Source organism: Mesorhizobium sp. YC-39 (assembly GCF_025753795.1).
Classification (GTDB): Bacteria; Pseudomonadota; Alphaproteobacteria; order Rhizobiales; family Rhizobiaceae; genus Mesorhizobium.
The window spans coordinates 285,679-299,482 of sequence record NZ_JAOWPS010000006.1; the positions used below are offsets into that span (position 1 = coordinate 285,679).

General features: G+C 62.8%; 11 protein-coding genes. 5 read left to right on the plus strand and 6 right to left on the minus strand.

The features are described 5' to 3' along the window. Nucleotides 1-30 precede the first annotated feature (30 nt). Nucleotides 31-504 (plus strand): hypothetical protein, encoded by a 474-nt coding sequence (locus tag OHD62_RS30215; RefSeq protein WP_263790630.1) that lies wholly within the window; start codon nucleotides 31-33, stop codon nucleotides 502-504. A 48-nt stretch (nucleotides 505-552) separates the two neighbouring features. Here OHD62_RS30215 and OHD62_RS30220 read toward each other — a convergent pair whose 3' ends face one another. Then, nucleotides 553-2,874: a PAS domain-containing sensor histidine kinase gene (locus OHD62_RS30220; RefSeq protein WP_263790632.1), complete on the minus strand. Its 2,322-nt coding sequence runs from the start codon at nucleotides 2,872-2,874 to the stop codon at nucleotides 553-555. 312 nt (nucleotides 2,875-3,186) lie between these two features. Continuing rightward, nucleotides 3,187-5,832, minus strand: a complete 2,646-nt coding sequence (pepN, locus tag OHD62_RS30225; RefSeq protein ID WP_263790634.1) for an aminopeptidase N — start codon at nucleotides 5,830-5,832, stop codon at nucleotides 3,187-3,189. Between the two features lie 240 nt (nucleotides 5,833-6,072). Between pepN and OHD62_RS30230 the strand changes: the two genes are divergently transcribed. Beyond that, nucleotides 6,073-7,056: a DMT family transporter gene (locus OHD62_RS30230; RefSeq protein ID WP_263790636.1), complete on the plus strand. Its 984-nt coding sequence runs from the start codon at nucleotides 6,073-6,075 to the stop codon at nucleotides 7,054-7,056. On the opposite strand, the gene OHD62_RS30235 is transcribed toward OHD62_RS30230, so the two are convergent. The 3 genes from OHD62_RS30235 to OHD62_RS30245 all read right to left on the minus strand — a co-directional run bounded on the left by OHD62_RS30235 (nucleotide 7,057) and on the right by OHD62_RS30245 (nucleotide 9,629). Beyond that, entirely contained in the window at nucleotides 7,057-7,869 is an 813-nt protein-coding gene (locus OHD62_RS30235) for a helix-turn-helix domain-containing protein (RefSeq protein WP_263790638.1), read from the minus strand. Between the two features lie 107 nt (nucleotides 7,870-7,976). Then, nucleotides 7,977-8,858 carry a uracil-DNA glycosylase gene (locus OHD62_RS30240; protein WP_263790640.1) on the minus strand — a complete coding sequence of 294 codons (882 nt, stop codon included), beginning with the start codon at nucleotides 8,856-8,858 and terminating at the stop codon, nucleotides 7,977-7,979. Nucleotides 8,859-9,062: 204 nt separating this feature from the next. Further along, nucleotides 9,063-9,629, minus strand: a complete 567-nt coding sequence (locus OHD62_RS30245; RefSeq protein WP_263790642.1) for a hypothetical protein — start codon at nucleotides 9,627-9,629, stop codon at nucleotides 9,063-9,065. Here OHD62_RS30245 and OHD62_RS30250 point away from each other — a divergent pair. From OHD62_RS30250 to OHD62_RS30260, 3 genes are all read left to right on the plus strand, one after another. After that, nucleotides 9,601-9,795 carry a hypothetical protein gene (locus OHD62_RS30250; RefSeq protein ID WP_263790644.1) on the plus strand — a complete coding sequence of 65 codons (195 nt, stop codon included), beginning with the start codon at nucleotides 9,601-9,603 and terminating at the stop codon, nucleotides 9,793-9,795. The genes OHD62_RS30245 and OHD62_RS30250 overlap by 29 nt on opposite strands. 240 nt (nucleotides 9,796-10,035) lie before the next feature. Beyond that, complete coding sequence (locus tag OHD62_RS30255) at nucleotides 10,036-11,715, plus strand: electron transfer flavoprotein-ubiquinone oxidoreductase (RefSeq protein ID WP_263790646.1); 1,680 nt, start codon at nucleotides 10,036-10,038, stop codon at nucleotides 11,713-11,715. Nucleotides 11,716-12,018: 303 nt separating this feature from the next. Further along, complete coding sequence (locus OHD62_RS30260; protein ID WP_263790648.1) at nucleotides 12,019-12,630, plus strand: DUF922 domain-containing protein; 612 nt, start codon at nucleotides 12,019-12,021, stop codon at nucleotides 12,628-12,630. 97 nt (nucleotides 12,631-12,727) lie between these two features. Here the strand turns inward: OHD62_RS30260 and OHD62_RS30265 are convergent, their stop codons facing one another. After that, the gene (locus OHD62_RS30265; protein WP_263790650.1) at nucleotides 12,728-13,786 is read right to left on the minus strand and encodes an endonuclease/exonuclease/phosphatase family protein; all 1,059 of its coding nucleotides are present in this window, start codon (nucleotides 13,784-13,786) and stop codon (nucleotides 12,728-12,730) included. Nucleotides 13,787-13,804: the final 18 nt, after the last annotated feature.

Sequence of the window (13,804 nt, forward strand, 5' to 3'; positions counted from 1 at the left end):
TCGGGGGTGACGATGCAACAGGAGAAGACCATGAGAAAGTCAACCAAATTTGCCCTTGCCTTCGTAGCCTTGGCCGGCGCCGTCGGCACCACGGCCTATGCCGAAAACAATGCCAGTGCAAAAATGCGCGAGGGCATGATGCTGCGCCTCAATAAGGCGATGAAGGATTCGGACGGCACCATCACGTTCGACCAGTTTTCCGACGCCATGAACGCGAGGCTGAAGAAGATGGTCGCCGACAATGGCGGCAAGCTGACCGTCGCCCAACTCGCCGACGCCTTGGAGAAGGCGCGCTTCGAGCGGATGGCCAAGCGTATCATCGCCCGCTACGACACCAAGGGCGACGGCACGCTGACGACCGATGACATCACCGGTCGCGAGAAGAAGATCTTTGCCATGCTCGACCGCAACAATGACGGCAAGATCGAGAAGAGCGAGCTGCCGAAGGGCGGTCGCATGGGTGGTCACCGTCAATGGGGCGGCGGCAACGACAGCATGCAGTAAATCCGCGACAGCTCCGGCGGCGCAAGCCGCCGGAGACACGGGTTCATCTCACGCGGCAGCCTTGACCGCCTGCGTCGACTTCTTGATGGGGATGCGCACCGACACGATCGTGCCGACACCCTCGGTGGAGCGGATTTTCAAGGCGCCGCCCTGAAGCTCTGCCAGCGAGCGCGAGATGGCGAGGCCAAGACCGGAGCCGGTATGGCTCTTGGAAAACTGGTTCTGCACCTGTTCGAACGGCCGCCCGAGTTTGCTCAAAGCCTCTTTCGGGATACCGCAGCCATTGTCTTCGATCGTCATTACCAGCGCTCCCGACATATTGCGGGCTCTCACCGCGATGCGGCCGCCCTGGCCGGTGAACTTCACCGCATTCGAGAGAAGGTTGATGACGATCTGCTTGATCGCCCGGCGATCGGCGAAGAGCGTCAGCGAATCGGGGATGCGCGTTTCCACAGTGATCGACTTTTCCGCCGCCTGCAGCGAGACGACGCGAACTGTCTCCCGGATCAGCGGGCACAGATCGATCTCCTCCTGGTCCATCGAGAACTGACCGGCTTCGATCTTCGACATGTCGAGTATGTCGTTGATGACGCCCAGCAAATATTTGCCGCTGCCGTTGATGTCGGTGGCATATTCCTCGTAGCGCGGCGAACCGAGCGGCCCGAACAGGCCCTGTTCCATCAGCTCGGAAAAGCCGATGATGGCGTTGAGCGGGGTGCGCAATTCATGCGACATGTTGGCCAGGAACTCGGACTTGGCCCGGTTCGCCGCCTCGGCGCGCTCGGTTTCCTTCATGTATTTGCGATTGAGCTCGACCAGTTCGCGCGACCGCTCTTCCTCGGCCCTGCGGGCGAGGCTTAGATCGTGGATCGTCGCCATCAGCCGGCGCTCGCTGTCGACCAGCTTCTCCTGGTGCAGCTTGATCTGGGTGATATCGGAGCCGACCGAGACGATGCCGCCATCCCTGGTCCGCAACTCGTTGACCTGCAGCCAGCGGCCATCGGCGAGTTGCCGCTCGAAGGTCGCGCCGCCTTGCGCTCCGCTGGTGTTGGCAAGCCGCCGCTCCGAGGCGAAGGCCAGCATGCGATCTTCCAGCACGGCGCGCGAGGCGCCCGGCATCACGTCGCGATCCGACAGGCCGTTGTCCTGCTGGTATTTGGAATTGCACATGATCAGGCGCTGTGTCGAATCCCAGAGCACGAAGGATTCGTTGATGTTCTCGATGGCGGTCCTGAGGCGCAGGTCGGCCGCCTCCGAGCGCAGCGCCAGATGCCGCTGCTCGGTGACGTCGACGGCGATGCCGATCAACTGGATTTCCGGCGCTTCCGGATCGATGACGTGCGCCCTTGCGCGCATCCACACCCATTGCCCGTCGGCATGGCGCATCCGGAACACTTGGTCGATATGATCGATCTCACGCCCGACGATCCGGTTGGCGAGCTCGAACAGATCGCCATCCTCGGGGTGGATGATTTCGTCGACCTCGCCGAACGACAGCATCGTGTCGCAGGGCTCATAGCCCAGCATGTCGTACATCGAGCGCGACCAGTACATCTTGCCGCGCACCATGTCCCAGTCCCACAGGCCGCAGCGGCCGCGCACCAGGGCCATGTCGATGCGCTGATGCGCTTCGAGATAGATGCGGTCGGCGGCTTGTGCCCGCGCCGCCTGGCCGAAATAGGCATAGAGGATGATGATCAGCACGCCGGCAGTGAGCACGAACAGCGTCACGTTGAGCGAGACGGTCTTGCGCCATGTGTCGAAGACCGCTTGCTGTGGCACCAGCACGGCCGCGGCATTCTTCCTGTTGGTTGCCAGGCTCACCGCCGCGAACCAGTCCTGTCCGCCGATGCTGACATCCATGACCCCGGCGCGGTCGCCGAACATGAACAGCGGCTGGCCGCCAAGCACCAGGCTGTCGAGCGAGCGCCCTTGCCAGCCCGTCGACAGCGGCGACACGGCGATGATCTTGAAGGCGCCATCGGTGATCGCAAGCACGTGGCTTCGGCCCATGGCCCCCTGGCGGCCGGTATTCTCCAGAAGATCCTGGGCAGCTCCGGACGCCGCATTGGGGTCGGCCGAAATCGCGCTGGCCATCTGGCCTGCTGCCAGTGCCAGCACCGCCCTGGCGTCGCGCTCGACTTCATCGCGCTCGTTCATCAGCGACAGGAAGCGCAGTGCTGCGATGACGATCAGGAAAATGATGATGAGGGCCGGTATCGATCGGCGCAGGAATGGCTCGGCCGCCAGCAGCCGCCGGTAGGCGGGTTCGGCGATAAGCCGCGCATTGCCGGCGAGACCGTCGCGTCTCGCCTCACGCCGCTCAAAAGCCGTCCCTCCGGGCGCGCCCCACGCGTCCGCCTTGGCCATAAATGGCTCTCCCCGAATTTGCCTATGCCGCTTGACGGATCCGGCTACGTCGCACTTCCGAATCGTCAGTAAAGAATCAAAGGTGATTCGCCTTGTCCAGAGGCGCGGCGAAAAAAGATTAAAAATCGACTAAAATAATGCCAAAGCCGCCGATCTCCCTCCCACTTGAGGGAGGGTGGACAGCCGCCGAAGGCGGATGGACGGGTGGGGTCGCTGCGGCAGTGCTCGACGTTTTCTTCTGCCGGCGCGCTTCAGAGAGGACCCCACCCCCGGCCTGCTGCCGGACCCTCCCCTCAAGGGGGAGGGGAACCCTCAAGCCAAAGTTCGCTCGACGATATCCCGCAAATCCGCCGACAGGTTCTCGGCATTGGCGATCGAAAGTAGCGCTTCCCTTGCCTTGGCCTGGCGGCCAGGTTCGAGCGAGCGCCATGATCTGAGCGCTGTCGCCAGCCTGGCGGCCACCTGCGGGTTACGCTTTTCGACCTGGAGGACGGTCTCGGCGAAAAATCGGTAGCCTTCGCCGTCGGCACGGTGGAAGCCGGTCTGGTTGGCGCTGGAAAACGTGCCGATGAGCGAGCGCACCCGGTTCGGATTGGCCATCGAGAAGGCCGGGTGGCTGGTCAGCGCCCGCACCGCCTCGATGGTTCGCGGACCCGGTACGCTGGCCTGGATCTGGAACCATTTGTCCATCACGAGCGGATCGGACCGATACTTCGCTTCGAAGTCGGCCAGCGCCTTGATCGTCTCGGCCGAGCCGCTGTGGCGGAGCGCAAGCACGGTCAGCGCGGCGGCGCGGTCCGTCATGTTGGTCGCCGACTGGAAATGCAGCGCGGCAAGCGCCGCACCTCCCGGCAGCAGCGAGAGATAGTCGAGCAGGATGTTGCGCAGCGCCCGCCGCCCGGCGCTCGCCGCGTCCGGGCTGAAGGCATCCTTGTCGGCCAGCCGGTCGTAAAGGCCGGCAAACATTTCCCGGTTGGCCACGGCGATTGCCATCGCCAGTGCCTGGCGGCCCTCGAAGATGGCGTCGGGGTCGATGTTCTTGCCAAGGTCGCGAGCGATGTCAGCCTCGCCTGGCAGCGCCAGCGCCAGCGCACGATAGGCCGGCTCCAGCGTCTCGTCGCCGGCGATCTTGCCGGCAAGCCCGGTCAATCGCGCGGTGAAAGCCGGCTGCTCGCCGCCAAGGATCTGCCGGAAGGCTGCAATCAGAGCGTCGGTCAAAAGCGTGTTGAACGCCTGCCAACGCGAGAATGCGTCGCTGTCATGACCGGCCAGGAAGAATTGGTCTTCGGCCTTCTGTTCGACCGAGAGCGTTACCGGCGCCGAGAAGCCGCGGTTGAGCGATAGCGCCGGACGCTCGGCAACGCCGGAAAAGCGCACCATGTGCCGGCGCTTGCGGATATGGATGACGCCGTCCTCGACACTGGCGCCTTCGACACCGCGATAGGCAACCGGCTTGCCGTCGGTGCCAACGAGACCGAAGGCCAGCGGAATATGCATCAGCCGCTTGCGGCTCTCCGACGGCGTCGGCGGCACCGACTGCTCGATCTCGAGCGTGAATTCGCCCGATGCCGGATTGTGCGCTGAACTGATGGTCAGGTTCGGCGTGCCCGCCTGATGGTACCAGAGCGAAAACTGCGACAGATCGCGGCCGGAGACGTCCTCGAACACCTTGATGAAGTCCTCGATCGTCGCCGCCTGGCCGTCGTGGCGCTCGAAATAGAGGTCCATGCCGGCCCGGAACATTTCTGTGCCGACAATGGTGCGAATCATGCGCACCACTTCGGAACCCTTCTCGTAGACCGTTGCCGTGTAGAAATTGTTGATCTCGCGGTAGCGGCGAGGGCGCACCGGATGCGCGAGTGGCCCCTGGTCTTCGGGGAACTGATGCGCGCGCAGCGTGCGCACTTCGGCGATGCGCTTCACCGCCCGCGAGCGCTGGTCGGCGGAGAATTCATGATCGCGGAAAACCGTCAGCCCTTCCTTCAGGCAGAGCTGGAACCAGTCGCGGCAAGTGATTCTGTTGCCAGTCCAATTGTGGAAATATTCATGCGCGATGATCGCTTCGATATTGGCAAAATCGGCGTCCGTCGCGGTCTCCTGGTCAGCCAGCACATATTTGTCGTTGAAGACGTTGAGGCCCTTATTCTCCATCGCGCCCATGTTGAAATCGGACACGGCGACGATGTTGAAGACGTCGAGGTCGTACTCGCGGCCGAACTCCTCCTCGTCCCATCGCATCGAGCGCTTCAGGGCGTCCATCGCGTAGCTCGCAAGCTCCTCCTTGCCTGGCTCGACATAGATGCCGAGCTCGACCTTGCGGCCGGACATGGTTGTGAAACTGTCGGCGAGTTTGCCGAGAGTACCCGCCACCAGCGCGAACAGATAGGACGGCTTGGGGAAGGGATCGTGCCAGACCGCATAGTGCCAGCCTTCGGCGAGATCGCCGCTGCCGGCCGGATTGCCGTTGGACAGGAGCAGCGGCGCCTCATTGTGCTGTGCCTCGATGCGCACCGTGTAGACCGACAGGATATCGGGACGGTCGAGGAAGTAGGTGATGCGGCGGAAACCCTCGGCCTCGCATTGCGTGCAATAGACGTTACTGGAGCGATAGAGGCCCATCAGCGCTTCGTTGCGCGCCGGCGCCAGCTCGGTTTCGATCAGAAGTTGGAAGCGCGGCGTTGCCGGTGGTTTGATGATCGTCAAAAGATCCGGTGTTGCCAGGAAATCCGCCGGCGCGAGGTCGCGGCCGTCGATGGCGATACGCAGCAGCGTCAGCCCGTCGCCATCCAGCACCAGCGGCGCCGATGCCATTACGCCGTCGCGGCGTTCGACGGTCAGCACGGCGGTGACGCGCGTGGCTTCTGGCGAAAGGCGGAAAGTCAGGCTGGTTTCCGGAATGAGATAGTCGTTGGGGCGATAGTCTTCGAGCTTGAAGACCTGGCCGGTATCGGTGCGCATTTCCGGGGTTTCCTGTTCATTCCCGCAGCGGACGGGTCCGCTGGTCCAAGAAATTTGAAGTCGGCGCTCTTTACACGAAACCGTCACTCGACAAAACTGAAGCAGTGCCTATTTCGGACACTCGTTTCCCAATCATCACCATCGCGAGGCATTCATGACTGTCGTCACACCGAAGTTCGGCATGGGCGCCTCTGTGCTGCGTCGCGAGGATGCCGCTTTCATTCAGGAAGCAGAAGCGAAGTGACGTCCAAGCCGGGTGTGGAAGCGGCTACCGCACGACCCGATGATCATCCCGGAGGGCACTCCACGCTCACCGGCATCATGCTCAAGATCCTGTCGGTGGCGGTTTTTGTCGGCATGTCCTCCTGCATCAAGGCAGCGGGGGAGCTACCGGTCGGGCAGATCGCCTTCTTCCGCTCTTTCTTCGCCATCTTTCCGATCGTCGCCTTCCTCGCCTTCAGGGGCAAACTCGGCACCGCCTTTTCGACAAAGCGTCCGCTCAACCATATTGCGCGCGGCATTGTCGGCGTCTTTGCCATGGGGCTCGGCTTCTTCGCGCTGACGCGGCTGCCGCTGCCGGAGGCAATCACGCTGAACTACGCGCAGCCGCTGCTGGTGGTGGTGTTCAGTTCGATCTTTCTCGGCGAAACCATCCGCGTCTACCGCTGGAGCGCGGTTGCTGTCGGCCTGATCGGCGTACTGATCATCTCGTGGCCGGAACTGACGCTGCTGCGTTCCGGCGCCGCACTCGGCGATCAGGAAGTGCTTGGCGTCATCGCCGCCCTTGTCGCCGCGGCGATTTCGGCCAATGCCATCCTGCTTGTGCGCAACCTCGTCCAGACGGAAAGGACGGCGACCATCGTGCTGTGGTTCTCGGCGACGGCAAGCGTCTTGGCGCTGACGACGCTGCCCTTTGGCTGGCATGCGCTGACGCCGGCGCAGGCCGGTCTGTTGGTTGCATCGGGCTTTTGCGGTGGGCTGGCACAGATACTGATGACGGCGGCCTACCGCCATGCCGAGGCTTCGGTCGTGGCGCCCTTCGAATACACATCGATGATCCTGGGTGTCATCGTCGGCTATCTGGTCTTCGGTGACGTTCCCACCGTTCATATGCTCGTCGGCGGCGTGATCGTCGTCGCGGCCGGTATCTTCATCATCTGGCGCGAGCGCCAGCTCGGGCTGGAGCGTACCCGCACCCGCAAGGCCGCTCCACCTCCAGGGTGATCAGGACGACTGCGCCCGCTCCTTCGCCAACCGCACCAGCACCGAACGTGTCTGCTCGTCGGCGGGGAAAAAAGATTCGATCGCCAGTTCCGACAGCGTCACGTCGAGTGGCGTGCCGAAGACGGTGATGGTGCTGATGAACGACAGCACGGCGTCGCCATGGGCGAGACGAAGCGGATGCACGATTGCGTTCGGCTCGACCGGCGCTGGTTTGGTGCTTTTCAGGCCGGAGGGATAGGCGCGAAGCTCCCGCTCCAGCTCCACCAGCACCTGGTCGCCGCTGGCGTCGTTCTGGTGTTTCAAACGGTCGAGCAGATGCGCCCGCCATTCCGCGAGATTGATGATGCGCGGCGCGACGCCGCCTGGATGCAGGCTGAGCCGCAAAACATTGACCGGCGGCGTCAACAAGGACGATTCGGAAACGTCGGCAAGGAACGGTTCGATGGCGGCATTCGCCGCAACCAGATTCCAGTGCCGGTCGACGGCAAGTGCCGGGAAGGGCTCGTGCCCCTTGAGCACGACCTCGACGGCCGCCATTGCCGGCGCCAGCGTGGCGTCGGTCAGCGGCCGCTCGCTGAAGCTTGGGGCAAAGCCCGCAGCCAGTAGCAGCTGGTTGCGCTGCCTGAGCGGGATAGACAGTTGTTCGGCCAGATGCAGCACCATGTCGCGCGACGGTGCCGCACGGCCGCTTTCAACGAAGCTCAGATGTCGCTGCGAAATCTCGGCTTCCATGGCGAGGTCGAGCTGGCTCATGCGCCGGCGCGTGCGCCATTCTCGGATGAGGCTGCCAGCGGAAATTTGCGATGTTGTCATGATCGGATGAGTAGGGCGGTGGGGGTTGTTATTTCAATTACCTGGGAGGTCATAGCGCCAGCCTTACCTTCTCCCACAGGGAGAAAAGGAAGAGGCGCGCCAAGCCCTCACCCCAGCGCCCGCAATTTCGCCTTCACCTCAAGGAAATCCCTCCACGCCAGCTTCTTGTGCGCCGGAGTTCTCAGGAGATAGGCCGGATGCAGGGTCGGCATGGCGGGGATTGCGACCCCCGAAGCCGTCGTGTGGACGCGCCAGTTGCCGCGCAGCCGCAATATGCCTTCGGTCGTGTTGAGCAAGGTTTTCGCCGAGGGGCCGCCGAGATTGACCAGGACCTTCGGATTGACCAGCTCGATCTGCCTCTCGATGAACGGCCGGCAGATCTCGGTCTCGTGCGGTGTCGGCGTGCGGTTGCCTGGCGGCCGCCAAGGGATGACATTGGCGATATAGACGGAGGTCCGGTCGAGGCCGATCGCCGCCAGCATCCGGTCGAGCAGCCTGCCGGAGCGGCCGACGAACGGCAGCCCTTCTATGTCCTCGTCGCGGCCGGGCGCTTCGCCCACCAGCATCACCGCTGCATTCGGGTTGCCGTCGGCGAACACCAGGTTCTTGGCGGTGAATTTGAGGTTGCAACCGTCGAATGCCGCCATGTGCTGGCGAAGCTCGTCGAGGTTTGCAGCAGTCGCCGCCAGTTGCCGTGCAAGTGCGGCTTGCGCCTCGTCGGGCACCGTCGCGGAGGCGGAAGGCGCGCGCGCTGGTGGCGCGTCCGGCAACCGGCTCATGTCGGGGCGCGGCGGTTGGGCAGGAGACCTTGGCGCCGGGGTTTCGCCGACAGGCGCCGCCGTCTCCGGCACACGCTCTGGCGGCTTCGGCGCCATCTCGGCAAACCGGTTTACCGGCGCCTCTTCGAGCGCTTCGTCGACGCCGGCGCTGGCGTAGAAAGCCAGCAGGTCGGCGATGTCAGGTCGGTTGTTGCGGGAGGCGGCAGTCATGGCGTCACATTCGGCTGCCGGGCGACAATTTGCAAGTTGGAGCAATGCCATCCTGTCTCGAACCAAGGTGTGTTGAGATTGAGGTTAGGCCGAGCCGAAAATGGGGGTTTCCGAGAACGGAGCGGAGCGTACTTAAGTACGTGAACACCGGAAGCGCAGGAAACTGCCATTTGCAGGCCGGCATCACCTCAATATCAACGCACCTTAGCCCGTCGGTATGCGCGGATCCTGTACCAGATGGAACGTCCAGCGCGGCGTGTAGTCGGTGATCAGGAATTCGAAGCGACCTGTCTTCAGCGGGTCGATTTTGCCGTTCTTGAACAGCAGCCTGTCATAAGGTTCGAAATCACGGTCGAAATCGGCGAAGCTGCTCGACACAATGTTGTCAGGCGTCTTGTTGCGCTGGTCGAACGACAGGCCGTCGCCGAACACGCTCGGCTGGTCGAGGATCTCCTGCAGCTCGAACTGGAATTCGACCCAAGCCTGGCCGCTGTTGTTGAGCACGTCTATGCGCATATACATCAGGCCATTGGCGAATTCGCCCGCGGTGCCGAATGGCTGGATCGGCTTCGTCGTGCGGATGGTCAGCGTCACCGGCGTCGCCGAATTCAGCTCCTCGGTGATGACAAGCGGGTCGTCCTTGGTTCCGATGCCGGATGTCCCGGTGATGCGGAAGCCGCCCAGTTCATCGGAAAAGGAATAGGCGCCGGCCGCCCAGACCTTTTGCTCGTCGGCATGCGCGTTGACCGGCGCCAACGGCGAAAGGGCCAAAAGGAGCGCCCGGCAAATCCGGCCGGGCGAGGAAAAGAAGCGCGTCGATGAAAAGCCTGAAGGCTCAGGAATGCGCATGGCGCGAAGTATGGCCGATAAACAAGCCGTCGAACAATTAAAAAACGCCAGCGCGGTGCTCTGGGGCAACGGATACATTATGGATTGATGTTTGCGCCGCCGTAAAATAGGTGCAGCGGCGGGCAAATCGCCATTGTCACGTCAGCGCCGGTTTCGCGTCGCGAATTGATGCGCTATGCAGCGCAGGAGCCAGCAAGATGCGCAAATGCGCTCGCATGACCCCAAAAAGTGAAATCACTTTTTGGAAAGGATCATGCGAAAATAAAAGTTGCCAGAGTGTCCTTTGCGCGTCCAATGGGCGCGCGGCACTCTGGGCAGTGAGGGGTTGATGAGCGAGATCGAACGCGAAAGCATGGAATTCGACGTGGTCATCGTCGGCGCCGGTCCGGCCGGCCTCGCCGCGGCGATCCGGCTCAAGCAGGTCAATCCAGAGCTTTCCGTAGTCGTCCTGGAAAAGGGTGGCGAAGTCGGCGCCCACATCCTGTCCGGCGCCGTCGTCGATCCGATCGGCATCGATCGCCTGTTGCCGGGCTGGCGCGATGAAGAAGGTCACCCCTTCAAGACGCCGGTGACTGCGGATCATTTTCTGGTCCTTGGGCCTGCCGGTTCATTCCGCTTGCCCAACATCCTGATGCCGCCGCTGATGAACAATCACGGCAACTACATCGTCTCCCTCGGCAATGTCTGCCGGTGGCTGGCGACCAAGGCCGAGGCACTGGGTGTCGAGATCTATCCGGGCTTTGCCGCCACCGGCCTGCTCTACAATGATGAGGGCGCGGTCACCGGCGTCGTCACCGGCGACATGGGCGTCGAGAAGGATGGTACGCACGGTCCCGGCTTCGCCCCGGGCATGGCACTGATGGGCAAGTATGTGCTGATCGGCGAGGGCGCGCGCGGCTCGCTGGCCAAGCAATTGATCGCCAAATACAAGCTGTCCGAGGGCCGCGAGCCGGCCAAGTTCGGCATCGGCCTCAAGGAACTGTGGCAGGTCAAGCCGGAGAACCACAAGCCTGGCCTGGTGCAGCATTCCTTCGGCTGGCCGCTCGACATGAAGACCGGGGGCGGCTCCTTCCTCTATCATCTGGAGGACAACCAGGTGGCGGTCGGTTTCGTCATCCACCTCAACTACAAGAATCCCTATCTGTCGCCGTTCGAGGAATTCCAGCGCTTCAAGACCCATCCGGCCATCGCGGGCACCTTCGCTGGCGCCAAGCGGCTGGGCTACGGCGCCCGCGCCATCACCGAGGGCGGCTGGCAGTCGGTGCCGAAACTGTCTTTCCCTGGCGGTGCGCTGATCGGCTGTGCCGCCGGCTTCGTCAACGTGCCGCGCATCAAGGGCTCGCACAATGCCGTGCTCTCCGGAATGCTGGCGGCCGAGCATGTCAGTGACGCGATTGCCGCCGGCCGCGCCAATGACGAGCTGGCCTCCTACGAGGCTGCCTGGCGGGCGACCGACATTGGCAAGGATTTGAAGAAGGTACGCAACGTCAAGCCGCTTTGGTCGCGCTTCGGCACCATCGTCGGCGTCGGCATCGGCGGTCTCGACATGTGGCTGAACACGCTGTTCGGCTTCTCGCCTTTCGGCACGCTGAAGCATGGCAAGGCCGACTATGCGACGCTGGAACCAGCCGCCAAGCACGAGAAGATCGCCTATCCCAAGCCCGACGGCGTGCTGACCTTCGACCGCCTGTCCTCGGTGTTCCTGTCGAACACCAACCACGAGGAAAACGAGCCCGTCCATCTGCTGGTCGCCGACATGAATCTGCAAAAGCGCTCCGAACATGACGTCTTTGCCGGGCCTTCGACACGCTACTGCCCGGCAGGGGTCTACGAATGGGTCGACAAGGACGGCAACGCTGCCGCCGACCCCGCGGCCAAGGATGTGCGCTTCGTCATCAACGCGCAGAACTGCGTCCACTGCAAGACCTGCGACATCAAGGACCCCAACCAGAACATCAACTGGGTGCCGCCGCAAGGCGGCGAAGGCCCGGTGTATCAAGGCATGTGAACCGCGCAGACCGGGCCGTCTCGACCGCCGCCCGAGCATGATCCCGAACCATTGGTTCGGAGCAGATCATGCTCAGAGAAAAGCCGGCGAAGGCCCGGTGTATCAGGGCATGTGAACCGCGAAGACCGGGCCGTCTCGACCGCCGCCCGAGCATGATCCCGGTTCGGAACAGATCATGCTCAAAACAAAAAGCCGGCGAAGGCCCGGAGTATCAGGGCATGTAGCAGCGCCGGGCTTCGTCTAAAAAAGTTGAAGCGGGGCGGTGCCTGTGCTTCCCTGATCTCCCTATGCGGAGAAATGACCATGCGCCTGGCGGTTCTGACGTGCCTTGCGGCGATCGGCGCCTTGTGCGGCTCTGCGCCAGTTGCATCGGCTGGCACCAAGATGCTGGTCAAGACACGCACCTACGACATAGCAGGGACCACGGGCGCGGGCCTGGTCGTGGCCATGGACCGCAAGGGGCCGAAGCATGGCTTGACGACGCACGCCATCGCATTGACGGCCTATACCGTTGATTGGGATCTTGACGTCAGCAGGGACGGTGGCGTCTGCCGGGTACGGCAGGCCGATGGAACGCTCGATCTGACGTATACTTTCCCGCGCATGGCTTCGGCGGCCACACCGGCGCTGCAGAAGCGCTGGAAGCGGTTTTTCGCCGGCGTGCGTGCCCATGAGCATACACATGGCCGCATCGCCGCGACGATGATGCGGGTTACCGAGAAGTCGATCACCGGTCTGGAATTCGCCGACAACTGGTTCTGCACCAGGACACACCACGAGGCGAGACGCCGGATCAGAGCCATCTATGCCGAATACGAGGCGAAACAGAATGCCTTCGACGAGCGCGAACATCGCGATGGCGGCCATGTCGAGCATCTTGTTGATGCTCTGATGCGAAAAAAACCAGGCGGATAGCAGCTCAGCTTGAGTGACGGCTCATTTCGCGGGGCTGCAGCTGCCGAAATTGCGCAAGCAATGCCAACTGTATTCACGTCAAATTGCCTGAACGCGATCAGCCACGCGGCCTGGCTGGCTGATTAGCGGCTGCTAGTGCCGTCTTGGGCTCGATCTCAGGTTGCTTGTCGTTGGACCTGAGCGAGAATTCCACCATGACAGGAAGATGGTCCGAGCCGTTGTCTTCCAGCCTCGACGCCGAATGGATCAGCACGGCGCCCTTGCTGAACACCTGGTCGATCGGCAGCCCTGTGTAGCGCCGCAGGAAATCCGGCAGCTTCCGATAGATCCAGCTAGGCCCGGCCGATGGCATCACGGTCAGCTTGCCGAGGGAAGCGACGCGCCTGACGGCGGCACTCCAAGGTGCGGCGTTGCAGTCGCCAGCCATGATCGCCGTCTCGCCAAGCGAGGCCAGCGGCCCGGATAATTCGCCGATCTGCCATGATTGCTCACGCGGCCATGGCCAGCTGAGATGAATGGCGGCGACATCGACGCCGATGCCGCCGAAATTGACAGTGGCGATGGCCATGGCGCCGCGCGGCTCGCAAAAGGGTTTGGTGCCGGCGGCAAACGGCCGTCTGGAGAGCAGCGCCACCCCGAACACGCCATTGGGGTAGGGGCACAGGATCCGGTATGGATAGGCGCTGGTGATATAGCCAAGCTCGGTCGTCCACATCTCCGACACCTCGTCGAGAGTGATTACGTCGGGATTGGTCCGGCCGATCAGCGACAGTACTTTCTTCGGCGTCGGATTGTCGAAGCGCAAATTCATCTGCAGCAGGCGGTAGACAGCCTGATCTCCTGGATAGACCGCCTGGTCGCCCGGCTTGGCGTCGTAGGCTGCCTGAACCGGCCACAGGCGCGGCAAGGGCAATGATGTGGTGGTGGCGTAGGCAGCCACGGCAAAGACCAGCGCTGCGGCCGCCTGCAGGCGAAACGAAGTGGCAAGCAATGGTAACGCGCACAGCGCCATCAGCACGGCAAGATGGACGCGGAAATGCGCGAAGGAATCGAAGGCCGGATGCAGCGTTCCGAAAAACCCAACGACCAACGCCGCCGAGAGGGCGAACATTGCCAGGAAGGTCACCGAAATCATCATGTTTCGACCGCGTGCCATCTGCTTTGCTTATCGGCA